Raw genomic sequence first — 23,411 nt, 5'->3', positions numbered from 1 at the left:
CTCGGCTGAACCTGCTCTAGGTGTCGGTGGTAGGCGTTAACGTCGGAACATGGGATACGAATTTCAAGTCACAGTAGATTCGGCACATCCGCACGAACAAGCGAAGTGGTGGGCCGCAGCACTCGGGTGGGCAGCGGAGCCTAGCGACGAAGACTTCATCAGGGGCCTCGTCGCCGCTGGTCACGCCAAGGAATCCGACACCACGACATTCGAGGGAGTCCTCGTCTGGCGCGAAGGTGCGGCCATCAGCGATCCGGAGCATCCCGAACGTCCCCGCGTTCTGTTCCAACTGGTTCCGGAATCGAAGACGGTGAAGAACCGACTCCATTTCGACATACGCGTGGGCGACAAGCGCGAGGATGTTGCAGCGCAACTCGAGAAGGTGGGGGCGACGATCCTGCACCGAGGAGCGCAGGGGCCGAGCGTGTGGATCACGATGACCGATCCCGAAGGAAACGAGTTCTGCGTCGGCTAGCGGTACGAACTCGGAGTGTCGCCGGTCCATCGTTTGAAGGCCCGACGGAACGCGCTGGGCTCGGAGAATCCCAATCGCGCCGAGAGTACTTCGACGGATTCTCCGCGCCGCAAACCAGCGATGGCTACGTCGCGGAGCACTTCCTCCCGTAGTTGATTCAGCGATGTTCCGTCACGCCGCAGCAGTCGACGCAGATGGGGAACACTGATCGAGAGCATCTCGGCGATCTCCTCGGCCGTGGAGGTTCGGCCTTTCACCCCGAGTTCCAGGACCCGTCGCACCTGCGCCGACGCGGTGCTGTCGTAATCGCGTTCTGACATGAGCTGAATCGGAGATTCTCGGAGGTACTCCTCCAATGTCTCCTCGGTTTGGATGATCGGTGCACGCATTGCCGAGTTGTCGAACTCCAGTGCCGCTCGCTGCGCGCCGAAGGTGACGGGCGCTCCGAAGATGTAGTCGTAGTCCTGCGCCAACCGCGCATCCGGTGCCGAGTACGGAAATTCGACTGCCCGAAGTCGGACGCGCTTTCCGATCAACCACGCGGAAAATCGGTGCAGCAAGATCAGGACAAAATCGGTCGTGACACGTTCTGCGACATCAGGTTCGGCGACGCCTTCGCGAGCTCGGACAGCGAAACTCACCCGAGTGCTTTCCTCACCCTTCTCGATCGACAGTGGTGCCAGAGCCGGTAGCGCACGGATCACGTCGGACATTCGAGCGAAGGCTGATCCGAGGTCAGGGCAATGGATCAATGTCAGGCAGATCAATCGGAAAGTGCCACGGGGGACCGGGGCGGATCCGAGGCCGAACAATTCGTCGTCGGTGATCTGCCAGGTGGATTGAATGAACGTGGTGACCTGAGTCGGGGTCAGCCGGGCGCGCGGGTCGGACAATGTCTCGAGGTCGATCCCAGCAGCTCGCAGTGCACCTGACAAGTCGACGTCGTTGTCCGGCGAGAACGCGAGATAGCGGTGGACGAATGCGGTCGGGATTGTCCGCGCTGTCATGGGTGCGTTGCTCCGTGGAGCAGGTGGAGACGGCGTGCAGCTTCGGACAGAATGTGGTCCTGCTTGCAGAAGGCGAAGCGCACCAGGTGCTTCCAATCGTCGCGGTTGTCTGCGAACACGTCGACCGGTACGGCCGCGACGCCGATACGCTCGGGCAGTGCGCGGCAGAAATCTCCTCCATCGGTTTCACCCAATGGTCTGATGTCGGCAAGGAGGAAGTACGTGCCGCCGCCGGAATGCACCGTGAAACCGGCCTCGGTCAGCGCTTTTCCGAGTACGTCCCGTTTGCCTTGCAAGCTCTGTCGAAGTTCGAGGACCCACGGCTGTTCGTTGGTGAGCGCGTAGGCAATGGCCGGTTGGAACGGTGCACCGGCAACAAATGACATGAACTGCTTGGCGGCACGGACTCCGTCGATGAGTTCTCGGGGGCCGATCGCCCAGCCGGTTTTCCAGCCGGTGACATTGAAAGTCTTTGCGGCACTGGACACAGTGACGGTGCGCTCACGCATGCCCGGGAGCGACGCCATCGGTGTGTGGGTGAGGCCGTCGAAGACCAAGTGTTCGTAGACCTCGTCACTCAACACGATCAGGTCGCGTTCGCACGCGAGTTCGGCGATCGCTCGAAGTTCGTGATCGGTGAATACGGTGCCGGTGGGGTTGTGAGGACTGTTGACGATCAGCATCTTCGTCTTGGCGGTGATCGCGCCGCGCAATGCATCGAGATCGACCGCGAATCCGTCTCCCGCGGCAACCAGCGGAACTGTGCGACGCACAGCGCCTGCCAATGCGACGGATGCAGCGTAGGAGTCGTAGTACGGCTCGATCAGCACTACTTCTTCGCCGGGTTCGACCAGTCCGAGAATCGCAGCACTGATCGCCTCGGTGGCGCCGACGGTGACCAGAACTTCGGAGTCGGGATCACTGTCGAGTCCGTAGCGGATGCGCCGATCCTCCGCGATGGCCCGACGCAAGACGGGCATGCCCGGACCGGGCGGGTATTGATTGACGCCTTCGGCGATGGCTCGACGCGCTACTTCGAGCATGGCCGCAGGACCGTCGGTATCCGGAAAGCCCTGACCGAGGTTGACCGCGTCGTGAAGTGTGGCCAACGCTGTCATCTCGGCGAAGATCGTGGATGCGAACGGCTGCAGACGCGAGACGGTGCGGTTGCGGGGCGTCGAAGGCATCTTTGCAGCTTAGTCGGCTGACACCGCATCCTCACATCCGCTCGGACGCGGTGCTTGTCACGTTTGAATCGCCGCCATCGTCCAACTCTGTAGAGAGCATCGAATCCGGTGCCCCAGAACATACGGAGGCTTGCCATGACTCGCATTCCCGCAGTGACACCGTCAGAAGCCAGTCCGTTGATCAAAGTGGCATACAAATTCGCCGCCAGGCAGTACGACGAAGTCCCCGAGCCCTTTGCCGTCCTGGCCAACCATCGGAAATTGTTCGTCGCCGCTGCCCGTCACGAGATGGCCGTGCAGAAGGCGTCGAAGGTGCTGCCGTCGAACATTCGTGAACTGGCCGTCTATCGCGTCGCCTGGACGGTCGGCTGCTCGTGGTGTGTCGACTTCGGGACGATGCTCTCGCGCCTGGACGGTTTGGACATCGACAAGCTGAAAGGGATCGCGAATTACCGGGATTCACCGAAGTACAGCGAGGACGAGCGGGCCGCGATCGCCTACGCCGATGCCATGACCGGTGACCCCCACGGGGAGAACGGGGTGACGGACGAGCAGGTCGCGGATCTCGAGCGCAGGTTCGGGCGAGCGGGCGTCGTGGAACTGACCTATCAGATCGGGCTCGAAAACATGCGCGCACGGATGTATTCGGCGTTGGGGATCATCGAGCAAGGGTTCAGCACAGACTCCTGCCGCGTGCCCTGGGCCGAAGAATGATGCGCTGACTCGTCTACGGCAACTATCGACAATGCTCCGCAGATACGTGATCATGATTGACTAGCTCACGCATCTGCGGAGTGTTTCGGCTTGTTAGGTCCGCACTTGCGACCTACGATCACCTGGTGCCCAACATTCGAATCCGCGAAGCTGCCGGTCTGCTCGGTGTCAGTGACGACACCGTTCGACGGTGGGTCGACGGTGGGCTTCTCACCGCGACGACGGACGACTCCGGCCGCAAGGTCATCGACGGTGCCGAGTTGGCGGGCTTCGCCCGGTCCAACGCCGGACCCGCACCGGCCGATCCGCTCACGGGTGCGAGTTCGGCCCGCAACCGGTTCGCCGGCCTCGTCACCAAGGTCGTCACCGACAAGGTGATGGCCCAGGTCGAAATGCAGTGTGGGCCCTTCACTGTCGTCTCGTTGATGAGCACCGACGCGGTTCGGGAGCTCGGACTCGAGGTCGGGAGTATCGGAGTCGCAATCGTGAAGGCCACCACGGTCATCGTGGAAACGCCGTAACTCTGCAAAAACATACTGGAGGAAATTCGTGAAGCGTGTAGTCGGACTTGTTGCAGCAGGTGCCTTTTCGCTTGCCCTGGTGACCGGTTGTAGTTCCTCCGACAATTCGGCGTCGGAGACGTCGTCGGCCGCTCCGACCACGACCACTTCCAGTGATAGTGCCACGGGAAGCATCACCGTCTTCGCGGCGGCGTCACTCAAGAACAGCTTCACCGAACTCGGTAAGGAGTTCGAGTCCGAGAACCCCGGTTCATCGGTCACATTCAGCTTTGCCGGGTCCTCGGATCTGGTCGCCCAGATCACCCAGGGCGCACCGGCTGACGTGTTCGCCTCGGCTGACGCCGCCAACATGACCAAGGCCACCGATGCCGGTGTCGTCGCGGGGTCGCCCTCGGATTTCGCGAGCAATACCTTGACGATCGTTGTACCGCCTGGCAATCCGAAGGGCATCGCGTCCTTCGCCGATCTGGCAAAGGAGGGGACGCAACTGGTGATCTGCGCTCCGCAGGTCCCGTGTGGCGCGGCTACGAAGAAGGTCGAGACGGCCACAGGTGAGACCCTCTCGCCCGTCAGTGAGGAATCGTCGGTGACCGACGTTCTCAACAAGGTGACGTCCGGGCAGGCCGATGCCGGCATCGTTTACGTCACCGACGCTAAGTCCGCGGGTGACAAGGTGCAGACGGTCGCGTTCCCGGAAGCCACCACGGTGGTCAACCTGTACCAGATTGCGGTGCTGAAGGATTCGAAGAATTCGGAAACGGCAACTAAGTTCGTCGGTCTCGTGAAGGGGCCCAAGGGCTTGGCAGTTCTGAGTAACGCGGGATTCGCTGCCCCGTGATACACCTAAGACCGGCAGCCCGGGCTCCGCTCGGGTTGCCGGTATGGATTTACCTTCCGGCGCTGATCGGCGGGGCGTTTGTCATCGCGCCCTTGGCTGCGATGCTGGCCACCGTGCAGTGGTCGCAGTTCTGGGAACTCGTGACTTCCGAATCGTCGGTTGCCGCGTTGAAACTGAGTTTGAAGACAGCGGCAATGAGCACGCTGCTGTGCATCCTGTTCGGGGTACCGATGGCCGCGGTTTTGGCGCGCAGTCATTTTCGGGGACTGTCCGTTCTTCGATCCTTGATTCTGCTCCCGCTGGTTCTGCCGCCAGTGGTGGGCGGTATCGCGTTGCTGTACACGTTCGGGCGCAAAGGGCTGATCGGTGAGCAGTTGGAAGTGCTCGGCATCCAGATAGCATTCTCGACAACCGCGGTGGTCCTGGCGCAGACGTTTGTTGCGCTACCGTTCCTCGTTGTCAGCCTCGAAGGTGCACTACGCACTGCGGGTACAAGATACGAGGCCGTTGCCTCGACGCTCGGAGCCCGCCCGACCACTGTGCTTCGCCGGGTGACTCTGCCGCTGGTGCTTCCCGGTCTGGTGTCAGGGGCAGTTCTGGCTTTCGCTCGCGCACTGGGGGAATTCGGTGCGACGCTGACCTTCGCGGGAAGTCTGCAAGGGGTGACGCGTACCCTGCCGCTGGAGATCTATCTCCAGCGTGAGACCGATCCGTATGCAGCGGTAGCGCTTTCGCTGGTGTTGGTCGTAGTCGCGGTGGTCATCGTGGTTGCGGTGCGTGGACGCGGATCGGCGGGTTCGTTGTGAGTGGCCTCCACGTCGACATCGAGATCCCGGAGCGCGACGTCGTTGCGACGTTCGACGTCGCGGCGGGCGAGGTGACCGCCATCCTCGGGCCGAACGGCGCCGGCAAGTCGACGGTACTGGCGGCGGTTGCCGGACTGCATCATCCGCGGCGCGGGTTGATCGAACTCAATTCCCGCGTTCTCACCGATACCCGTAGGGGAGTCGCGTTGGCACCCCATCGGCGCGGCACTGCCCTACTCGCGCAAGAGGCACTTCTCTTTCCCCATCTCAGTGCGGCTGCGAACGTGGCGTTCGCGCCGCGCAGTGCAGGGCGGTCGCGTCGCGATTCCGCCGAGTCCGCGCGCCATTGGCTGGACGCAGTCGACGCCGGCGATTTGGCTGACCGCAGGCCTTCACAGCTCTCCGGCGGCCAAGCGCAACGGGTTGCAGTGGCGAGGGCATTGGCTGCTGAACCCGAACTGCTTCTGCTCGACGAACCGATGTCCGCGCTCGATGTCGCCTCCGCCCCCGCGCTGCGGTCGTTACTGCGCCGAGTGCTCAGGACCGGCGATCGCACGGCCGTACTGGTCACGCACGACGCTCTGGACGCACTGGCGCTGGCCGACACGGTTGTCGTCATGGACGGTGGCCGGGTCGTCGAACGTGGTGACGTACGAACAGTTCTGACCCGCCCGCGTAGTGCATTCGCAGCACGGATCGCCGGGATCAATTTGCGCAGCGGCACGATGGCCGGAGACGGAGTGCTCAGAAGTCCGGTCGGGGTGGATATCGCGGGCCAGACGGAGACCGACCTACCGGCCGGCAGTGCCGCCGTGGCGGTCTTCGAGCCGCGAGCAGTGTCGGTCTACCTGGATCCGCCGCACGGCAGCCCACGAAACGCGTTTGCGGTCACGATCGCGGAGATCGAAAACCGAGGCGATGTCGTCCGAGTGCGAGCCGAGGACGAAGCCGGCCAGCCGGGCTTGTCTGCCGACATCACGGCGAGCGCAGCGGCCGAACTCGATCTGGTTCCGGGATCGGCCGCTACGTTTGTGGTCAAGGCCACCGAGACGCTGATCTATGCGCAAGGTGCAGGCTCGTAGACGTCCTCTACGACCGAATCCGCATAGAGGGCTGCAATTTCGGACGCGTACTTCTCGGCTATCGGCTTGCGCCTGAGCTTCATCGTCGGCGTCAGCTCGTCGCCGCCTGGCTCCCAGAACGTGGTGAGCACGTGAAACCGCTTGATCTGCTCGGCCCTCGACAGACGCGAGTTTCCCTCGGCGACAGCAGTTGCAACGATGTCGACGATCCGAGCGTCCTTGGCGAGTACCGCGGCCTCGGCCGCAAGTCCCAGTGAGCGTGCCGCTCCGACCGCGGCGTCGGCGCTGAGAGTGATCAACGCTGTGTTGAACTTTCGGCAGTCTCCGATCGTCACGACCTCACCGATCAACGACGACGACGTCTTCACTGCCGTCTCGATGGCGGCCGGTGACATGTTCTTTCCCGACGCATTGATGATCAGCTCCTTCTTGCGATCGATCACCGTGAGGTAGCCGTCCGCGTCGGCGGTGACGACATCTCCGGTCGAGAGCCACCCGTCTGCACTGATCGCTTCGGCCGTTTTTGCCGGTTCGCCGCGGTACCCCTTCATGACTAACGGGCCTCGAACCAGTAGCTCGCCGTCCGCCTCGATGCGCATTTCCATGCCTGGAAGCAACTTTCCGACCGTTCCGAGCTTGGTCGGCTCGGCCGGCGCGGTGCTCGCGATGCATGTCAGCTCGGACATTCCCCAGATCTCCGAGATCGGAACTCCCAGGGCTGCAAAGAATGCCAATGTGTCCGGCGGAATCGGTGCGGCGCCAGAGATGGCCCACTTCAGTTCGGCAAAGCCGAGTTTCGCACGCAGAGCGGACAGGACCATCGTATCGGCTCGGGCGTAGTCCGCTTCCAGTTCGGCGGGGACTGTTTCACCGGCTCGCAAGTGTGCGAGACGAGTGCCACCGACGTCGAGTGCCCACTGCAACGCCGCTCGCCGCGCGTCGTCCGGTTCGTTGGCGACGGCCGATTCGACGGCAACCTTCAGTTTCTCCCACACACGGGGGACGCTGCCCCAGATCGTGGGGCGACAGTCCGGAAGCGCGGCCGCTACCTGGCTCGGATCCGGCACGACAGTGATCTGGGTGCCGAACACCATCTGCATGTACAGGCAGGTGAGCCGATCGGCGATGTGCGCCGACGGCATGTACGAGGTGATGCGGTCACCGAATTCGACGGGGAGTACAGCGCTTACGGCGTTGGTTTCGAACAACAGGCATGCATGAGTCGTCTCGACGCCCTTGGGGTTGCCGGTCGTGCCGGAGGTGTAGATCAACGTGGCGACGTCGTTCGGTTTCACGGCACGCCAGGTGCCCTCGAAATCGAAATCTGATGCGGCAGAATTCTTCATCTGCTCCAGGGACACGGTGCCGGGCTGGTGGACATGCGATTGCGCGTCGACGACGACGATCGTCTCGAGTGTGGCGCCCGAGCGGCGGACCGTATCCACGTACCGGTCTTCGCAGACGAGAACCCGTGCACCGGAATTGGCAAGGATGTAACGGATGGCTTCGGGTGCCGACGTGTTGTAGATGGAGAAGGACGTCGCGCCGAGATGTTGGGCACCGACGTCGATCGGGTAGAACTCGATGCGGTTGCTCATCATCAGGGCAACCGTATCGCCGTGTCCCACGCCGATTCCGGCCAATCCCGCGGCAACCTCGCGGACCTGTTCGGCGTACTCGCGCCACGTCAGTGTTCGCGCATCGCCGATGTCTCGCAGGGCCACTGCGTCGGGCGCTACCGCCGACACTCGCTGAAAGGCTGCACACAACGTGGTCATGATGTTCTCCTGGATGCCTTTGTCAGGGCTGATGCATTCGTCGGGGCCGCAGCGGTGGTTCTGTCTTCGAGTTCGCGGATCAGGCCGTGTGCCTGTTTGTCCCTGGCCAGATAGCCGTCGGCAAGGACATTGATGAAACCGCGTCCCCACGCCCAGGGTTCCCAGGCAGCGGGCGCGAGGGTTCGGGCGGCGCGGCGCGCGATCGCGTCGGCGATCACCGTGGCGGCACGGTCCGGGGAGATTCGATGGCGGAGGGGTCCGGGCAGTCGAGCGTCAAGTTTGCGCCCGATCTCGTCGTCGTCGAGAGTTGCGCGCGCAAGTTGTGTGTCCACCATCCCGAAGTACGCGATGCCGGCAGTGGCGCCGTAGCCGGCAACCTCGAGACGCAGCGCCCGGCCGAGCGCTTCGACCCCAGCCTTGCTGATCATGTACGAAGCGCCGCCCAAACCGGGGGCGAACGACGCCGCCGATGACACGACGACGATGTGCCCACTGTTGCGGATCACCTCGTCGATGGTCGGATGCACGGTGTTGAAGACGCCGGTGAGATTGACGTCGAGCACGCGATCGAAGGCGTCGGGATCGATCTGGCGCAATGTTGCCGGGGGAGGGGTGATTCCGGCGTTGGCCACCACGACGTCGATTCTGCCCAGCTGCTCGATGATCGTTTGCACGGCTGCTTTCATGCCGTTCCGATCTCGGACATCGGCCGTCACCGTCACGACTCGCTGTGACTCGAATGAGCGCTCGGCCGTTGCCAATGAACTCTCGTTGACGTCGACCAGCGCCACGGTGGCCCCACGCCGGTGGAGAGTGCGCGCCAACGCGGAACCGATACCGTCGCCTCCGCCGGTGATGAGTACGACCTTTCCGGCGACGTCGTAGTCGATTCGGCGTCCGGGCAGTGGAATGCCCAGATCGCGGATTGTTCCCGCAATTGCGGACAAGCGTCCCGTCATTGCTTCAGTGCCTTCCGTGTAGAGCGCGGATGAGAACCTTGACCAGCCAGTCGATTCGGGCGGTCCTTCGAAATGTCGTCAGTGGTAAGGGCGAACGGAATCGTTGCCGGGTCGTCGAACGAGCGTAGGTGAACTCCTTCAGACCATCTGGGCCGTGAACGCGCCCGAAACCAGATGCTCCGACCCCACCCAGCGGCAGGTTGGGAACCGCGGCATACATCACGTAAGAGTTCACCGACGCTCCTCCGGATCGGAGCCGATCGGCAACAGCCGCTCCATCCTTGCCGAACACGCTTGCTCCCAATGCGTATGGCGACGCATTGACCAACTCCACCGCCTCGTCCATCGAGGCGACCTTGGTGATCGTCATCGTCGGGCCGAAAGTTTCCTCCGTGACGGCGAGGCTGTCTTCGGGGACGTCGACCATGATGGTCGGTTGCACGTACTGACCGGAGATCGAGCCGAGCCCTCCGAGAACGACACGTCCACCTCGCGACACCGCGTCGTCGATGTGGCGCCGGATGACGGAGACTTGAGAGGGCATGGTGATCGGACCGATCTTGTCGTCGGCATTAGGACCCGCATGAACGCGGGCGGCCAAAGTGATTGTCTTGTCGACAAACTGGTCGTAGACCTGTTCGTGCACGTACACACGCTCGACGCCCAGACAGGTTTGACCGGAGTTGGACAATGCGCCCCACACCGCAGCATCCGCGGCGGCACCAACATTTCCGTCGGCATCAAGGATGAGTGCGTCCTTACCGCCACATTCCATCAACACCGGTGTGAGGGTCTCGGCGCACGCTGCCATGACTTTCTTGCCCGTCGCGGTCGATCCCGTGAACCCGATCTTGTCGACACCGGCCAGGCACAGTGCCGCGCCGACCGAACCGTCGCCTGTGACAACTTGCAGCACAGGATGTTCAGGGACGACCTCGGCAAACGCTCGGACCAACCATTGCCCGACTGCCGGCGCGAACTCACTCGGCTTGTAGACCACGGCATTGCCTGCAGCCAGCGAAAACGAGAGCGAACCGAGCGGGGTGAAGACCGGATAGTTCCACGGACCGATCACACCGACCACCCCGAGAGGTCGATACTCCACCGAGGCGGCCTGATTAACCGTCAACAAACTGGAGCGGACGCTGCTCCTGCCCAATACTTTTCGGGCATTCTTCGACGCCCACGCGAGATGTTCGAGTGCCATGGCGATTTCGAGTATCGCGTCGGGGTGCGGCTTGCCCATGTCCCGGTGCACGACGTCGGCGAGTTCGGATGCTCGACGAGCGATGATTCCTCGCCACCGATCAAGTCGGCGGGCGCGTTGCTCGAAAGTCAGTTCCGCCCACCACGCGGCGGCGACTCGCGCTTCGCGCACTGCCTGTGTCACCGTGTGGTCGGTCGCATGCGCGGTCGTGTCGATCTCGGTTGTTGTCATCGCGGAGTCCCCTGAAGTGTGTGGTGGACGGCGCCGTCGGCCCAGTTGCGGGTCACGCGGCCGAGGATCGGTCTGGCAAGGGACAGAATCGGGGCGAACCACGGCTGCGCCTGCACAGCGAACGTCCAGGTGAGACGGCTTCCAGTCGAAGTCGGTTCCAGCACAAGGTCTTCGGCGAAACGCTTGAATCCCGGAAGTGACGCCGACTCCACATAGAACGACATCCGGTTCCCCTCGTCCCAGCGAAAGAATCTCTCGTCCAGTGCAGCAAAAGCGCCGGCCCGCACAGTTCGCATGGTCCCGATGCCGAATGGTCTGGCCGAGGTCCAGTCGGCTCCGGTGATCCCGCGCGCCCACGACGCGATCGAACCGTTCGAGGTCAACGTCTGCCACAAGCTCTCACATGTCGCTTCGGATTCGATCCGGTGAGTGATCACCAGCGGAGCGGATCGGATGAAGGCTGCGTCGGCCGCCGCAAGAGAGAATTTTCCCTTCACAGGTCCACCACCAAAGACCCACCGGTGGAACGTGATCGACAGGTCAACATCGAATCGGCACGTTCGGATTCGGTGAGCAAGGTGTCTCGATGATCGACGCTCCCCGAGAGCACCCGAACCTTGCACGTACCGCAGAAGCCCTGTTGGCAGGAATACGCTACTCCGGGAAGTACGCGTCGTATCGCAGCCAAAGCACTTTCGGACTCGCCCACATCGACGGTGAGACCGGTGCGCGCCAGATGCACCGTGAACTCCTTGCCGTCGACTACCGGGAGTGGGGAGAACCTCTCGCTGTGCACCGATCCGGTCGGATTGCCGGCGAAGGTCGCCGCGCGCACCATGTTCATCAGCGGCGCCGGTCCGCACGTGTACACCGCGGCACCGGGATCCGCAGCAGCGACCAGTGTTTCGATATCCGTCGGGCCCAACTCGTCGTCCGGTCGGATGGTTACCCGGCCGCTGGAGTATTCCTCGATCTCGTCGAGAAATGGCATGGCCGTCCGAGTTCGTCCGAGATAATCCAAACGCCACGGGATTCCGCGGCGGTGACAACGTTGCACCATGGGAAGGAGCGGAGTGATCCCGATTCCGCCCGCAACAAAGAGGTACGACGGAGCAGCGACAAACGGAAATGCATTGCGTGGCCCTCGTACGTCGACAACCATGCCGGGTTTCAGCGACTCGTGTATCTCGCGCGAGCCGCCCCCACCCTCGTCGATCCTCCGGACGGCGATCCGATACGAGGACAAGTCGTCGGGGTCGCCGCACAACGAATACTGTCGTTGCCTTCCCGAGGGGAGAAAGATGTCGAGGTGGGCGCCGGGAATCCACGACGGAAGGGTGATTCCTTCCCTCGGGGTCAAGGTGACACTCAGGACGTCGTCGCACTCTGACCGGACGGACTTCACGTCCAGAGTCATGTCGAACCCGCTGTAGCGGACCGGGCTGGGGCGCGAAAGTATGTGCGCTGCCGGACTTGCTGCAAAGATTCGGCGGTATGCGCCCGTCGCCTGTGCGGCAAACCTCAACGACCGGGTCGGTGTGAAGTCGTGTGCGTCGTGGGGGCTGTCGGCAGTCGTCTTGCTCATCTTTCACTCACTTCGGAGGAACGATTGGCGGCAGGCGAGCGAGCGAGGTAACGCATGGCGACGTCCATGTCCCCGATCTGGGAAGGATGGAAGCTCGGCCGCAGATACGGAGGAATCTCGGTGATCAGGAACTTCATGTTGGGTACCAGGCCGCGGCGAGTGGCGCTTATCAGTTGGAGAGGCCACAGTCGGCCCTTCGTCGTGGACGGGTCCTGTCGGAACAGGTAATTCATCGAGGCGATGAACAGCACGAACAACGTGAAGCTGGCCAGCAGCGCCGTGCGAACGCGTCTGGCGTAGCTGCCGTCCACGTACATGTAGGCGTCGAAGGCTACGTTGCGGTGTTCGACCTCCTCGGCACCGTGCCACTTGACCATGTCGAGCATCATCGGGTGCATGCCGGCATCTTCGAGGGCGGGATCGGTGAGCAGCCATTCCCCGACCACTGCCGTGTAGTGCTCCATGGCGGCAAACAGGCCGAGACGTTCACAGAGCCAGGCGTGCTTGGCTTTTCCGGTCAATCCTTTGTCGCCCAATATCTTGTCCACGAGCCAGTCCATCCGGCGTGACATCGGTTTCATGTCCATGCCGAGGTCCGCAAGATGCTCGCGGGCGCCTTTGTGCGACGACGCGTGTGTTGCTTCCTGGCCGACGAATCCCACCACCTCTTCGTGCAGGCGGGTGTCCTCGATGAGCGGGAGTGCTTCGGCGAGCGTTGCGGACATGGCCCGCTCTCCCTCGGGTAACACGAGATGCATGAAGTTGATGACGTGGGTGACCATCGGTTCGTTCGGCACGTAATGCAGTGGTACGCCGTCCCAGTCGAAATCGACGTCACGGGCGGCGATCGCATGTGCTTCGTCGGTGTAGCGGCGAGCGCCGGACGGTGCGACGACGGGTGTGCCTCGGAAGGCGTTGATGCCGAGCATTATCGGCTCCTCACGGTTTCTCGAGCAGTGGTGAGCGCTGCGGACGAGACGGGTTGTACCTGCGCGTAGTGAGCGAGGTCGGCTCGTTTGGTCCTGGCGCGGAAGGATCGGTTGAATCCGGGATAGAAGGTGTAATTGCGGCCGCCGTCGACGAGGTAGTAACTACTGCACCCGCCGGCGTTCCACACGCTGGTGGCGAGTCGGCGGTCTGTTGCGCGCACGAACTCATGTTGCACGTCTGCGCGGACGTCGATGCTGCCGATGCCGCGCTCGTCCATTTGAAGAATGCAGCTCACGATGTACTCGACCTGCGCTTCGATCGTGACGACCTGCGAGGTGTAGACCACGGAATTGGGGCCGAGGATCATGAAGAAGTTCGGAAAACCGCTGATGGTGGTGCCGAGGAAGGCCTCGGCACTGCCGTTCCATGTCTGCGCGAGGCTGCGGCCGTCCTGGCCTCGGATGATGTCGAACGACGGGTTGTCTCCCATCCGAAAGCCGGTTCCCATGACTATGGTGTCGATTTCCCGGAAGGTTCCGTCCGCGGTGAGAACTCCGCGCTCCTGCACCCCGACGATTCCGTCCGTCACCACCTCCACATTGGGTGACGCCAGCGCGGGATAGTAGGTGTTCGAGAACGTCGGACGCTTGCATCCGAATGCGTAGTGGGGGAGCAGCTTTGCGCGAAGCTCCGGGTCCCGCACCTGCCGTCGGAGGTGTGCTCGGCCGAGTGCAGCCAAACCTTTGAGCAGTGACGGCTTGTACACGAATCCGGGTACCAGGGCTTCTTGAAGCAGGTCGAGTCCCTTGCGTGCCAGTCGTTGGGTGAGCGGCACCCGCTCGAAGAGAGCGCTTGGCCAGCCTGTCATCGGCTGATCCGGATGCGGCAGGATCCACGTCGGTGTCCGCTGGAACACGGTCAACGTGTCCGCGAGCGGTTGCAGTCTGGGGATGATCTGCACCGCAGAGGCGCCGGTGCCGACCACGGCTATCCGCTCACCGCGAAGATCGTGGTCGTGGTTCCAGTCCGCGGTGTGGAACATCTGACCACGAAACGATTCGAGCCCGGGAAGGTCGGGTGTGGCGGGGGCACTGAACGGGCCGGTGGCCGCGACCAGGAACTGTGCCTCCCAGACGGTTTCCGCAGTGTGTACCCGCCAGATCTGGGCTTGCTCGTCCCACGAAGCTTCTGTCACGTCCTGGTTGCAGTGGAAATGACCGGCCAGTCCGAAGCGATGGACGCAATCCCGGAGATAGTCGTAGATCTCGGGCTGTAGCGGATACAGCCGCGTCCAGTTCGGATTGGGCGCAAACGAGAACGAGTACAGAATCGACGGGATGTCGCACTGTGCACCGGGGTAGGTATTGACCTGCCAGGTCCCCCCGGGCTCCGCGGCACGTTCCAGAACGACGAAGTCGTCGATCCCGGACTGCTTCAAGCGGACAGCCGTTCCGATGCCGCCGAAACCGGCTCCGATGACGACGACTCGTGTTTGGCGAGTTCGAGTTTCCTCGTCACCGGCCGATGGCCCCGAGGTTGGGTCGATGTCGACCATGTGTGACGCCTCCTGATTGCTGCGTGAACAACTGAACGAAGAGTAAGGCTGACATCAAGTGATGTCAACAGCGATTGATGTCAGAATTGAATTGATTGACATCGTGCGATGTCAGTTCGCTCGCGGGAGTCGGCGCGATAACCTGAGGTCGAGAGCACTGCCGGTCAGTGAGAACATGGGGACATGACGGATACCGAGGCTCGGCGCACCGGCTCGCGCAGGTGGCGTGGGCAGGAACCAGAAGATCGCCGCGCCGCGCGCCGGGCACAGCTGATCGAAGCCGGGTTGCAGATCATGGGCACCGAGGGTGCGGCCGCCGCGACCATGCGTGCGACCTGCCGCGAGGCTGCGCTGACCGAACGGTACTTCTACGAGAGCTTCGCCAATCGTGACGAACTGCTGGTCGCCGTGCTCGACGAGGTCGTTCTCGGGGCACGCGACACTATTCTGGACGCTCTCGAGGCGGCGCCTTCCGAACCGTCGGCCCTGATCCGTCACGTGGTGAAGGCCTTCACCACCTATGTATTCAAGGATCCGCGCCGTGGACGCATCATGTTCGTCGAATCCCAGGCGGAACCTGCGCTGTGGGAGCGAGGGCGAGAATTGATGGCGGAGTTCACCAATCCGATCTCCGCGTCGCTCGAGCTGATGTACGGCGGCGAGGCAACCGACTCCGCGAACTCCGAACTCAATTCGGTGGGGCTGTTCGGTGCCCTCGCGTTCATCTATCAGGCGCACACCCCGTCCTCCAAGATCTCTCGAAAGCGTTTGGTGGAACACATTTCGCTCATGGTCGAAGCGCAGGCGACGGTCAACAGCACGCCCGCGAGAAAAGAATGACGTCCGCGTCGGCCACAGGCGGAAAGCGTCTCGGTCCTGAAGACCGGCGTGAGCAGATCATTGTCAGCGCGGCAAAGGTTTTCGAGGAGAAGTCTTTTGCCGACGTCTCGATGACCGAGTTGGCCAAGGCGGCCGGGGTCGGTCGTCCGCTGCTCAATCATTACTTCGGCTCCAAGCGGGAGTTGTACCTCGACGTCGTGCGGCGATTCGTCTTCATTCCCGAAGTGGCGGTGGACCGTATTCAGCGATCGGCGAGCCAGGAGAAGCGGATCGGCGCCGTGATCGATCGGTGGCTCGACGTCGCCTGGCGTCATCGCGACATGTGGATCTCGACAGTCATGTCCGACGACCTCCGCCGTGATCCCGAGATGGATCGGATCCTGCAGGACGCTGACGACGTTGCTGCGCGACGCATGATGGATGCGCTCGAGATTCGACCGAGTGAAGGCAGCGAGGCTGCTGTTCATTCGATGATCGTGGCGTACGGAGGATTGGCGAAGGCCGCCAGTAAGCAGTGGTTGGTGACGGGAGCGCTCGACCGCGAACAGGTGCACCTTCTGCTGGTACGCAGTTTGCTCGCCATCGTGCGTGACGTTCTGCCGGCGTGCGAGGCGGATTCCTGATTGCTCAGAGTGATCTCGCCACGAGGTCCTTCATGACTTCGTTCGATCCGGCGTAGATTCGCTGAATGCGAGCGTCGGCGTACATCTGGGCGATGGGATATTCGAGGATGTAGCCGTACCCGCCGTGTAGTTGCACGCAGCGGTCGATCACGGCGCACTGCTGATCGGTGAGCCAGTACTTGGCCATCGCGGCGGTAGTCGCATCGAGCTGCCCGGCAAGGTATTTGACGATGCAGTCGTCGATGAACGTTCGTGAGATACGAGCGATGGACGCGCACTCGGCAAGTTCGAAGCGGGTGTTCTGCAGATCGAAGAGCGTTTGCCCGAACATGTTTCGGGATTTGGTGTACTCGACGGTGAGGGCGACTGCACGCTCCATTGCCGCAGTGGCTGCAACCCCACAGATCAATCGTTCAGGCAGTAGCTGCTGCATCAGCTGGGCAAACCCTGTGCCTTCGCGGTCCCCGAGCAGGTTTGTTGCAGGCACCCGCAAGCGGTCGAAGACCAGCTCGGTGGTGTCCTGGCCCTTCTGTCCGACCTTCTCGAGTATTCGCCCCCGCTCGAAACCCGGTGTGTTGTCATCGACCTCGGCCACGATGAGCGACACTCCACGCGCTCCGAGGCTGGGATCGGACTTGGCGGCAATGATCACCAGATCACAATTGCGACCGTTGGAGATGAATGTCTTTGCGCCGCTGATCAGATAGTCGTCACCGTCGCGGACGGCGCGGGTGGTGATGTTCTGTAAGTCGGATCCGGTGCCGGGCTCGGTCATGGCGATTGCGCCCACCCACTCGCCACTCACCAGCTTCGGTAGCCAGCGCAGTTTGTGCTCGTGATCGGCGTAGGCATTGAGGTAGTGCGGCACGATTCCCGAGTGCACGCCGAGCTGGAGCGAATGATCACCCGCCATGACCTGCTCGTGGAACAGCACGGCGTCGTGCGCAAACGTTCCTCCGCCACCGCCGTACTCGGTGGGGATCGACATGCCGGCGAGCCCGAGCGTCCCGAGTTCTCGATATGCGGATTTGTCAGGAAAACCCTGGGACGCGAAGCGTTTCTGATGCGGTGTGACGTGTTTGGCGAAGAAGTTCCTTGCCAGGTCGGCCACGGCCTCCAATTCGTCGTCCATCCACGGGGACCGGCGTTCGGTGGTTCGGGTTGCGGTAGATCCTTGCGTCATCGTGATTCTCCCGATCGATGAAATGCGACCCGCGAGCGGATCCGACTCCACCTATCATCCACACTGTTGACAGAGTGTCAATAAAGGGTGGTCGAATCGACCTCCAGCCCCGCCTCGAATTCCACGTCGGCCGCCCGCAAGAATGGGACGACACAGACACGAACAGGCCGGCGCGAAGGATGGGCAGTGGACCCCGAAGAAACATCAGCGGGTCACGAGTCCAACCTCCCGGCTCCGCGGCCGGCGCGCAGCGTCCTGTTCGGATTGCCGCCGGTGGGAAACCGGTACCCCGGAGCGGTTCGCGTCGCCCTCGCGCTGGCGATTCCGGCGGCCATCGCCACACTTCTCGGATTCGGGTCAGCGTCGCTCCTGGTCGGCCTCGGTGCATTTGCATCGATCTACGGTGAGGGCCGTCCCTACCGGAGCAGGTGGAAGGCAGTCGGTATCGCCGCGACGGCGCTGACGATCCTGTCCTTCATCGGGGCATCAGTGGGCGAGCCCGTCCACCGAGCCATCGCCGAGGGAGCGCCGACGGTGCTGCTCGTCTTTGTCGTGCTGATCATGGCCGTCGTGGTGTCGACCTGCGCCTTCACCGTCGACGCGCTTCGATTGGGCCCACCGGGCGCTTTCTTTCTGTTGCTCACCACCGAGATCAGCTCCGTGATCGCCACTCCCGGCCAGCCGCCGGTCGAGGTCGCGATGTGGACGGCAATCGGTGGGATCAGCGCGGTGGTCGTCTCGATGACGGGAATCCTGTGGGCACCGAGAACTGTCGAACGCAGCACTGTACAGGCAGCCGTCTCGGCCGGTTCGGACTACACGGACGCCCAGGCGGCGTACGCCCCACCCGAACTCACGCGAGACAAACGCCACGCTGCAGCACTTCGGCTGCACGACGCGTGGCAGTGCCTTTACCGCGGCGCAATCGTCGGGAAAGACCACCCGTTGACCCGTGAACTCGAACGAGCGCAGATCTCGATGGCCAGAGCGATCTCCGACGACCACGATCCGGAGCTCATGGCGGACCCCGCGTTCGACGTCGACGAGGTCGGGGCTCACCCGCCTCTGCCCGACCCGACGATCCGATATCGGTTCCTCCGCGCCTGCAATCCGTCCAGCCGAGCGTCGGTCACGGCACTTCGGCTGTCCATTGCCTGCATGGCCGCGGGAACCCTCACCGTCCTGCTCGGCATCGATCGCCCGGACTGGGCGGTGATCGCCGCGGCGATGGTCCTTCATCAAGGACCGGATCGAATACTGGGCACCTATCGCGGAATCCACCGCATCGGCGGAACCGTCCTCGGGTTGATTCTGTTGGGTGCCATCTACGCCTGGAGTCCGACCGGTCTGTGGTTGGTGGCGGTACTTGCCGTCCTGATGGCCGGGATCGAGCTGTTCCTGGTGCGGAATTACGGGATAGCCGTCATCTTCATCACCGCCCTCGCGATTCTCCTCGGCGCGGCCGGTGGTGCGCACGGGACCGTCCAACATCTGATCCTCAGCCGCATGCTCGAGACGGCAATCGGCGTCGTCGTGGCGTTGGTGGTCCTGTGGACGGTGGGGCGCGGTGCGCATCGACGCACTCTGATCTGGGTCGACGAACGGGCGAGTAGCGTCCTGTTCAAGCTACTGACCGAAATTCGCGCGAGGCACTATGCACCACAGGCGAATTGGTCGGAGCTTTCGGAGCTTCGACGGGACCTGGACTTCGAACTGCGAGGTAGCGCGATGGCCGGGATCGACGCCGCCCACAACGAACCCGAGTGGGCGTCGCAGCAGTGGAGGACGCACACCGAATTGCATCATCTGGGATCGGATGTACTGCACCGACTGTGGTTCGGAACGCAGGTGTCCAGATCACACCTCGAGGAATGGGAGTCTCGTTACTTGCGTTCGGGTTCGGTGTGATCGAGCATCGGCACAGCGCTGAACTTGGCTGGATTCGCAATATCGTAGGCTGCGCACACAACTCCGTCGCGGACAGTGAAGCCGGCAACGCGAGCGGCGAACTGCGGGTACTGGTCATCCCCTGGTGAGCCGGCGAATACACCGCCGAGCCGTCCGTTGACGAGAACCGGTGTCATCGAGAACAGCGCCGCCGGTCCGTACTTGCGGGCCAACCCCAGATAGAACCGCGCCACACGATCACTGCCGCGGACGACGTTGACTGCCGTGCGGGTAGTTCCGCCTGCGTCACCGATCAGGACGGCATCGGGATCGAGTGCATCGATCACGGCGTTCAGATCTCCACTCGCGATAGCCGTCACCAATCGCTCGACGGCGGCAGCATGCTCCTCGCTACTGACCGGGACCGGCGCCGAGGCTGCGGCTTTACGGGCCCGCGAGGCCAACTGACGGGCAGTGGCAACTTCGATGTCGAGGATTCGCGCAACCTCGGCGAAGGGCACGTCGAAGCCGTCATGCAGGACGAAGGCAACGCGTTGAGCGGGAGTAAGGGTGTCCAGGACGACGAGGGCAGCGAAACGATTCTGCTCCTGCGTCACGACGTACTCCAGCGGATCGGGTGTCGCTGAGGGTGTGCCCGCGGTGGCGTCGACGGGCGTGACGATCGGCTCCGGAAGCCACTGTCCGACATAGCTTTCTCTTCTGACCGCGGCCGATTTGAGATGATCGAGGCAGATCCGTCCGACAACAGTGGTGAGCCATCCGCGCAGTTCGCGGATCTGCAGCTCTTCGCCTCGCGTGGTTTCGGCAACTTGAAGCCGTATCCACGCTTCCTGCACCGCATCCTGAGCGTCGCTGAAACTTCCGGTGAGACGGTAGGCCACCGACGTCAGGTGGCCACGGTGTTGCTCGAAGTCCTGCGCAGTCGTCGGCGAAAGCATGCCCTCATGATACGGACCTCACACATTAAATCCGGCATGAATGTAACCGTTGACCCAGGTAGTGGGTGCCGACGTATGGTTTCGGCACTGCTAACGGCTCGATTCCGTCGTCACATTCATTGGAGTCCCACGTGTTTCGGTCTTTCCCGCTCATGTCGCTCAACTGTTGTCGTTGAACTGACATTCCCCACACCTGCCTGTGCCGAGCGCCGCACACGGCGCTCCGGACAGGTGTAGCCGAGAACTGAACCAATCATCTTCTACAGGAAGCAACTTCATGATTCGCCCTCGTTTCGCGCGCTCGGTAGCCGCGGCCGTCGCCTTTGTCACTCTGTCCAGCCTTGCCGTTGCCTGCTCGGGCTCCTCCGACGAAGTCGTCAAGACCGCCGACGGCAAGACCGTCCTGCGGTACGAGGGCAGCACCGGACAGGTCATCTACCCCGAACTGGCCGCTGACCTCGGCTACTTCAACGACGTGGAGCTCAACTGGATCGGTGACACGACCAGCGGCCCTCAGAGCATCCAGAACGCAGCGACTGGTCAAACCGAGTTCGGCGGAGCGTTCAACGGTGCGGTGGTGAAGTTGGCTTCCGCCGGTTCACCGATCACCTCGGTCATCGGGTACTACGGCTCCGACAAGGAGAGCTTCAACGGGTACTACGTACTCGACGACAGTCCGATCAAGTCGGCGAAGGACTTGATCGGCAAGAAGGTCGGGATGAACACCCTCGGTGCGCACCACGAGTTCGTCGTCCGTGAATGGCTTGCGCGGCAGGGACTTACGCCTGACGAGATCAAGCAGGTTGAATTGATCGTCGTTCCGCCGGTCAACACGGAACAGGCGCTGCGCCAGGGACAGATCGATGTCGCCACCCTCGGCTCGGTCTTCCGTGACTCAGCGCTCGAACGCGGTGGTCTTCGCGAGCTGTTCACCGACGAATCGCTGTTCGGCTCGTTCACCTACGGCACGTTGGTGTTCCGTGACGACTACATCGCGCAGAACAAGGAGGCGGTCGCCGATTTCGTACAGGGAACAGCGAGGGCCATCCGCTGGACGCAGACGCACCCACGAGAAGAAGTGATCGCGAAGCTGACGTCGATCATCAACAGCCGCGGACGCAACGAGGACACCAAGCTCATCAGTTACTGGAAGAGCCCAGGAGTCGCCGGTCCCGGCGGAACGATCACCGATACCGAGATCAGCACGTGGATCGACTGGCTCACCCGTAACGGCGAACTCGAAGAAGGAAAGTTGAAGCCGTCGGACATCTACACCAACGAATTCAACCCGTACGCCAACGGAACGTATTCACCCGACAGCGGCGCTGACGGACAGGCACTGGAGGCAGCAAAATGAGCACAGAACCGAAACTACGGCTCGAGCACGTCACCAAACAGTTCGACATTCGTGGGACCGACGAAGTTTTCACCGCGGTCGAGGACATCAACATCGACGTGGCGCCGGGGGAGTTCCTGGTCCTCGTCGGGCCGAGTGGTTGCGGCAAGTCGACTCTGCTGGACCTCCTCGGAGGACTTAGTTCGCCCACTTCCGGTCGAATCCTTCTGGACGGCAAGCAGATCACGGGCCCAGGCTTGGATCGGGGAATCGTCTTCCAGCAATACGCGCTACTTCCATGGCGAACTGCACGTCACAATATCGAGTTCGGACTCGAAGCGAAGGGCGTGAAGAAGAGCGAGCGACGCGAACTCGCCGAGCATTACCTCGAACTGGTCGGTCTGCAAGGTTTCGCGGATCGCTATCCGCACGAGTTGTCCGGTGGAATGAAGCAGCGAGTCGCGATCGCCCGCAGCTTGGCATTCGATCCCGAAGTGTTGCTGATGGACGAACCATTTGCTGCGCTGGACGCACAGACGCGAGAGTCGCTGCAGGACGAGCTTCTGCGCATCTGGAAGGCCACCGGCAAGACCATCCTGTTCATCACCCACGGAATCGACGAGGCCATCTACCTCGGGCAACGTGTTGCAGTACTGACTTCGCGCCCGGGGCGCGTCAAGACGATCGTCGACATCGACATCGACCGGTCCGGCGACGACGTGCGATCAGGCGAGGAGTTCCGTGTGTTCCGGCACCGGATCTGGACGCTGCTGCACGGTGAAGTCGAGCGCGCTCGGGCCGGCGAACTCGATCCTGCCAAGGAGGTTGCACATGTCTAGCGCATTGGCGACGCCGGAGGTGGTCGCCACCCCGAAACCGTTGGCCGACAGAACACCTGACATTGCGCAGCGGAGCCAGGCCGGCGGCAAGGCGGCGCGCTACATCGGTTCCACCGCCTGGCGGATTGCCAAGCCGTCGATTGCGATCGCGATCTTCCTCGGGATCTGGGAAGCGGCACCTCGGCTCGGGCTGGTGGACAAGGTCTTCCTGCCGCCCTTCGCCGAAGTTGTGTCCGCATTCTTCACTCTCGCCGAGAACGGACAATTGCAAGAGCATGTTTCGGCCAGTCTGACGCGTGCGCTGACCGGATTCTTCGTGGCCATTGCGATCGCGATTCCGTTGGGAATCGCGATCGCCTGGTACCGCCCGGTCTCCGACTTCCTCAACCCGATTCTCGAATTGTTCCGCAACACAGCAGCCTTGGCTCTGCTTCCCGTCTTCGTGCTGATTCTCGGAATCGGTGAGGAATCGAAGATCGCTCTGGTGATCTACGCCTGCACCTTCCCGATTCTGCTCAACACGATCTCCGGTGTGCGAACAGTGGACCCCCTGCTGATCAAGTCCGCTGCCTCGCTGGGGTTCTCCTCGATTCGGCTGTTCCAGAAGGTGGTTCTGCCCGCCGCAGTTCCCACGATCTTCACGGGTATCCGCATGGCCGCCGCGTCGTCGATTCTCGTGCTGATCGCCGCCGAAATGGTCGGGGCCAAAGCCGGTCTCGGGTATCTGATCACCGCTTCCCAACTCAACTTCCAGATCCCGAACATGTATGCGGGCATCGTCGCGATCTCGTTGTTGGGTCTGACAATCAACGCGATTCTGGTCCTGATCGAACGTCGGCTCTCGCGCTGGCGCGTCACCACCTGACCAC

At 62.5% G+C, this 23,411-nt stretch carries 23 protein-coding genes; 12 read left to right on the top strand and 11 right to left on the bottom strand.

What is annotated here, in order from left to right; translation table 11 throughout:
- Positions 1-49: 49 nt before the first annotated feature.
- Positions 50-475 (top strand): VOC family protein, encoded by a 426-nt coding sequence (locus tag ACSW29_RS16050; protein ID WP_230814559.1) that lies wholly within the window; start codon positions 50-52, stop codon positions 473-475.
- Here the strand turns inward: ACSW29_RS16050 and ACSW29_RS16045 are convergent.
- Together ACSW29_RS16045 and ACSW29_RS16040 are read right to left on the bottom strand one after the other, a co-directional pair.
- Positions 472-1,482, bottom strand: coding sequence for an AraC family transcriptional regulator (locus tag ACSW29_RS16045; RefSeq protein ID WP_030535335.1), 1,011 nt, complete (start codon positions 1,480-1,482; stop codon positions 472-474). The two genes, ACSW29_RS16050 and ACSW29_RS16045, sit on opposite strands and share 4 nt — an antisense overlap.
- The gene (locus ACSW29_RS16040) at positions 1,479-2,669 is read right to left on the bottom strand and encodes a pyridoxal phosphate-dependent aminotransferase (RefSeq protein WP_448277686.1); all 1,191 of its coding nucleotides are present in this window, start codon (positions 2,667-2,669) and stop codon (positions 1,479-1,481) included. Before ACSW29_RS16040 ends, ACSW29_RS16045 begins: the two co-directional genes overlap by 4 nt.
- Before the next feature lie 135 nt (positions 2,670-2,804).
- Between ACSW29_RS16040 and ACSW29_RS16035 the strand changes: the two genes are divergently transcribed.
- The 5 genes from ACSW29_RS16035 to ACSW29_RS16015 all read left to right on the top strand — a co-directional run bounded on the left by ACSW29_RS16035 (position 2,805) and on the right by ACSW29_RS16015 (position 6,630).
- Complete coding sequence (locus ACSW29_RS16035; protein WP_230814557.1) at positions 2,805-3,383, top strand: carboxymuconolactone decarboxylase family protein; 579 nt, start codon at positions 2,805-2,807, stop codon at positions 3,381-3,383.
- Between the two features lie 125 nt (positions 3,384-3,508).
- Positions 3,509-3,904: a TOBE domain-containing protein gene (locus ACSW29_RS16030; RefSeq protein WP_003940157.1), complete on the top strand. Its 396-nt coding sequence runs from the start codon at positions 3,509-3,511 to the stop codon at positions 3,902-3,904.
- A 28-nt stretch (positions 3,905-3,932) separates the two neighbouring features.
- A complete protein-coding gene (gene modA / locus ACSW29_RS16025) occupies positions 3,933-4,742 on the top strand; it encodes a molybdate ABC transporter substrate-binding protein (protein WP_317828712.1) in 810 nt (269 codons plus the stop codon).
- Entirely contained in the window at positions 4,739-5,548 is an 810-nt protein-coding gene (locus ACSW29_RS16020) for an ABC transporter permease (protein WP_230814555.1), read from the top strand. Before modA ends, ACSW29_RS16020 begins: the two co-directional genes overlap by 4 nt.
- Entirely contained in the window at positions 5,545-6,630 is a 1,086-nt protein-coding gene (locus tag ACSW29_RS16015) for a sulfate/molybdate ABC transporter ATP-binding protein (protein WP_347874514.1), read from the top strand. The genes ACSW29_RS16020 and ACSW29_RS16015 overlap by 4 nt, the downstream gene beginning before the upstream one ends.
- Here ACSW29_RS16015 and fadD11 read toward each other — a convergent pair.
- Genes fadD11 through ACSW29_RS15980 form a run of 7 tightly spaced genes read right to left on the bottom strand, consistent with a single transcriptional unit; the run spans position 6,606 to position 14,875 of the window.
- On the bottom strand, positions 6,606-8,408 hold the full coding sequence (fadD11, locus tag ACSW29_RS16010; RefSeq protein ID WP_448277685.1) for a fatty acid--CoA ligase FadD11: 1,803 nt from the start codon (positions 8,406-8,408) through the stop codon (positions 6,606-6,608). The two genes, ACSW29_RS16015 and fadD11, sit on opposite strands and share 25 nt — an antisense overlap.
- The gene (locus tag ACSW29_RS16005; protein WP_448277684.1) at positions 8,405-9,367 is read right to left on the bottom strand and encodes an SDR family oxidoreductase; all 963 of its coding nucleotides are present in this window, start codon (positions 9,365-9,367) and stop codon (positions 8,405-8,407) included. Before ACSW29_RS16005 ends, fadD11 begins: the two co-directional genes overlap by 4 nt.
- A gap of 4 nt (positions 9,368-9,371) precedes the next feature.
- Entirely contained in the window at positions 9,372-10,805 is a 1,434-nt protein-coding gene (locus ACSW29_RS16000; RefSeq protein WP_448277683.1) for an aldehyde dehydrogenase family protein, read from the bottom strand.
- Positions 10,802-11,302: an SRPBCC family protein gene (locus tag ACSW29_RS15995; RefSeq protein ID WP_448277682.1), complete on the bottom strand. Its 501-nt coding sequence runs from the start codon at positions 11,300-11,302 to the stop codon at positions 10,802-10,804. Before ACSW29_RS15995 ends, ACSW29_RS16000 begins: the two co-directional genes overlap by 4 nt.
- A complete protein-coding gene (locus ACSW29_RS15990) occupies positions 11,299-12,390 on the bottom strand; it encodes a PDR/VanB family oxidoreductase (RefSeq protein ID WP_448277681.1) in 1,092 nt (363 codons plus the stop codon). The genes ACSW29_RS15995 and ACSW29_RS15990 overlap by 4 nt, the downstream gene beginning before the upstream one ends.
- Positions 12,387-13,319 carry a metal-dependent hydrolase gene (locus ACSW29_RS15985; protein WP_317828719.1) on the bottom strand — a complete coding sequence of 311 codons (933 nt, stop codon included), beginning with the start codon at positions 13,317-13,319 and terminating at the stop codon, positions 12,387-12,389. The genes ACSW29_RS15990 and ACSW29_RS15985 overlap by 4 nt, the downstream gene beginning before the upstream one ends.
- The gene (locus tag ACSW29_RS15980; RefSeq protein ID WP_448277680.1) at positions 13,319-14,875 is read right to left on the bottom strand and encodes a flavin-containing monooxygenase; all 1,557 of its coding nucleotides are present in this window, start codon (positions 14,873-14,875) and stop codon (positions 13,319-13,321) included. Before ACSW29_RS15980 ends, ACSW29_RS15985 begins: the two co-directional genes overlap by 1 nt.
- A gap of 183 nt (positions 14,876-15,058) precedes the next feature.
- Here ACSW29_RS15980 and ACSW29_RS15975 point away from each other — a divergent pair, with 183 nt between their 5' ends.
- Complete coding sequence (locus ACSW29_RS15975; RefSeq protein ID WP_317828721.1) at positions 15,059-15,715, top strand: TetR/AcrR family transcriptional regulator; 657 nt, start codon at positions 15,059-15,061, stop codon at positions 15,713-15,715.
- Positions 15,712-16,338 (top strand): TetR/AcrR family transcriptional regulator, encoded by a 627-nt coding sequence (locus ACSW29_RS15970; protein WP_448277679.1) that lies wholly within the window; start codon positions 15,712-15,714, stop codon positions 16,336-16,338. Before ACSW29_RS15975 ends, ACSW29_RS15970 begins: the two co-directional genes overlap by 4 nt.
- Positions 16,339-16,342: 4 nt before the next feature.
- On the opposite strand, the gene ACSW29_RS15965 is transcribed toward ACSW29_RS15970, so the two are convergent.
- Positions 16,343-17,521 carry an acyl-CoA dehydrogenase family protein gene (locus tag ACSW29_RS15965; RefSeq protein WP_448277678.1) on the bottom strand — a complete coding sequence of 393 codons (1,179 nt, stop codon included), beginning with the start codon at positions 17,519-17,521 and terminating at the stop codon, positions 16,343-16,345.
- A 186-nt stretch (positions 17,522-17,707) separates the two neighbouring features.
- Between ACSW29_RS15965 and ACSW29_RS15960 the strand changes: the two genes are divergently transcribed.
- The gene (locus tag ACSW29_RS15960) at positions 17,708-19,429 is read left to right on the top strand and encodes an FUSC family protein (protein ID WP_448277677.1); all 1,722 of its coding nucleotides are present in this window, start codon (positions 17,708-17,710) and stop codon (positions 19,427-19,429) included.
- Here ACSW29_RS15960 and ACSW29_RS15955 read toward each other — a convergent pair.
- Entirely contained in the window at positions 19,405-20,367 is a 963-nt protein-coding gene (locus ACSW29_RS15955; RefSeq protein WP_317828725.1) for a sigma-70 family RNA polymerase sigma factor, read from the bottom strand. The two genes, ACSW29_RS15960 and ACSW29_RS15955, sit on opposite strands and share 25 nt — an antisense overlap.
- Positions 20,368-20,644: 277 nt before the next feature.
- Here ACSW29_RS15955 and ACSW29_RS15950 point away from each other — a divergent pair, with 277 nt between their 5' ends.
- Genes ACSW29_RS15950 through ACSW29_RS15940 form a run of 3 tightly spaced genes read left to right on the top strand, consistent with a single transcriptional unit; the run spans position 20,645 to position 23,407 of the window.
- Entirely contained in the window at positions 20,645-21,724 is a 1,080-nt protein-coding gene (locus ACSW29_RS15950) for an ABC transporter substrate-binding protein (protein WP_019744955.1), read from the top strand.
- On the top strand, positions 21,721-22,542 hold the full coding sequence (locus tag ACSW29_RS15945) for an ABC transporter ATP-binding protein (protein WP_003940477.1): 822 nt from the start codon (positions 21,721-21,723) through the stop codon (positions 22,540-22,542). Before ACSW29_RS15950 ends, ACSW29_RS15945 begins: the two co-directional genes overlap by 4 nt.
- Positions 22,535-23,407 carry an ABC transporter permease gene (locus tag ACSW29_RS15940; RefSeq protein WP_317828726.1) on the top strand — a complete coding sequence of 291 codons (873 nt, stop codon included), beginning with the start codon at positions 22,535-22,537 and terminating at the stop codon, positions 23,405-23,407. The genes ACSW29_RS15945 and ACSW29_RS15940 overlap by 8 nt, the downstream gene beginning before the upstream one ends.
- Positions 23,408-23,411 lie beyond the last annotated feature (4 nt).

Source organism: Rhodococcus sp. GB-02 (assembly GCF_053470465.1).
The sequence above is the reverse complement of the archived record's forward strand: the minus strand, read 5'-3'. Positions and strand labels throughout refer to the sequence as shown.

Bases quoted from the DNA above. Each gene is read 5' to 3' on its own strand.
- ACSW29_RS16040 (WP_448277686.1), bottom strand. From the start codon at position 2,669: ATGCCTTCGACGCCCCGCAACCGCACCGTCTCGCGTCTGCAGCCGTTC.
- ACSW29_RS15955 (WP_317828725.1), bottom strand. From the start codon at position 20,367: ATGCTTTCGCCGACGACTGCGCAGGACTTCGAGCAACACCGTGGCCAC.
- ACSW29_RS15940 (WP_317828726.1), top strand. From the start codon at position 22,535: ATGTCTAGCGCATTGGCGACGCCGGAGGTGGTCGCCACCCCGAAACCG.
- fadD11 (WP_448277685.1), bottom strand. From the start codon at position 8,408: ATGACCACGTTGTGTGCAGCCTTTCAGCGAGTGTCGGCGGTAGCGCCC.
- ACSW29_RS16000 (WP_448277683.1), bottom strand. From the start codon at position 10,805: ATGACAACAACCGAGATCGACACGACCGCGCATGCGACCGACCACACG.
- ACSW29_RS16005 (WP_448277684.1), bottom strand. From the start codon at position 9,367: ATGACGGGACGCTTGTCCGCAATTGCGGGAACAATCCGCGATCTGGGC.
- ACSW29_RS15965 (WP_448277678.1), bottom strand. From the start codon at position 17,521: ATGACGCAAGGATCTACCGCAACCCGAACCACCGAACGCCGGTCCCCG.
- ACSW29_RS16050 (WP_230814559.1), top strand. From the start codon at position 50: ATGGGATACGAATTTCAAGTCACAGTAGATTCGGCACATCCGCACGAA.
- ACSW29_RS15950 (WP_019744955.1), top strand. From the start codon at position 20,645: ATGATTCGCCCTCGTTTCGCGCGCTCGGTAGCCGCGGCCGTCGCCTTT.
- ACSW29_RS15970 (WP_448277679.1), top strand. From the start codon at position 15,712: ATGACGTCCGCGTCGGCCACAGGCGGAAAGCGTCTCGGTCCTGAAGAC.
- ACSW29_RS15975 (WP_317828721.1), top strand. From the start codon at position 15,059: ATGACGGATACCGAGGCTCGGCGCACCGGCTCGCGCAGGTGGCGTGGG.
- ACSW29_RS15990 (WP_448277681.1), bottom strand. From the start codon at position 12,390: ATGAGCAAGACGACTGCCGACAGCCCCCACGACGCACACGACTTCACA.
- ACSW29_RS15945 (WP_003940477.1), top strand. From the start codon at position 21,721: ATGAGCACAGAACCGAAACTACGGCTCGAGCACGTCACCAAACAGTTC.
- ACSW29_RS15985 (WP_317828719.1), bottom strand. From the start codon at position 13,319: ATGCTCGGCATCAACGCCTTCCGAGGCACACCCGTCGTCGCACCGTCC.
- ACSW29_RS16035 (WP_230814557.1), top strand. From the start codon at position 2,805: ATGACTCGCATTCCCGCAGTGACACCGTCAGAAGCCAGTCCGTTGATC.
- ACSW29_RS16045 (WP_030535335.1), bottom strand. From the start codon at position 1,482: ATGACAGCGCGGACAATCCCGACCGCATTCGTCCACCGCTATCTCGCG.
- ACSW29_RS15980 (WP_448277680.1), bottom strand. From the start codon at position 14,875: ATGGTCGACATCGACCCAACCTCGGGGCCATCGGCCGGTGACGAGGAA.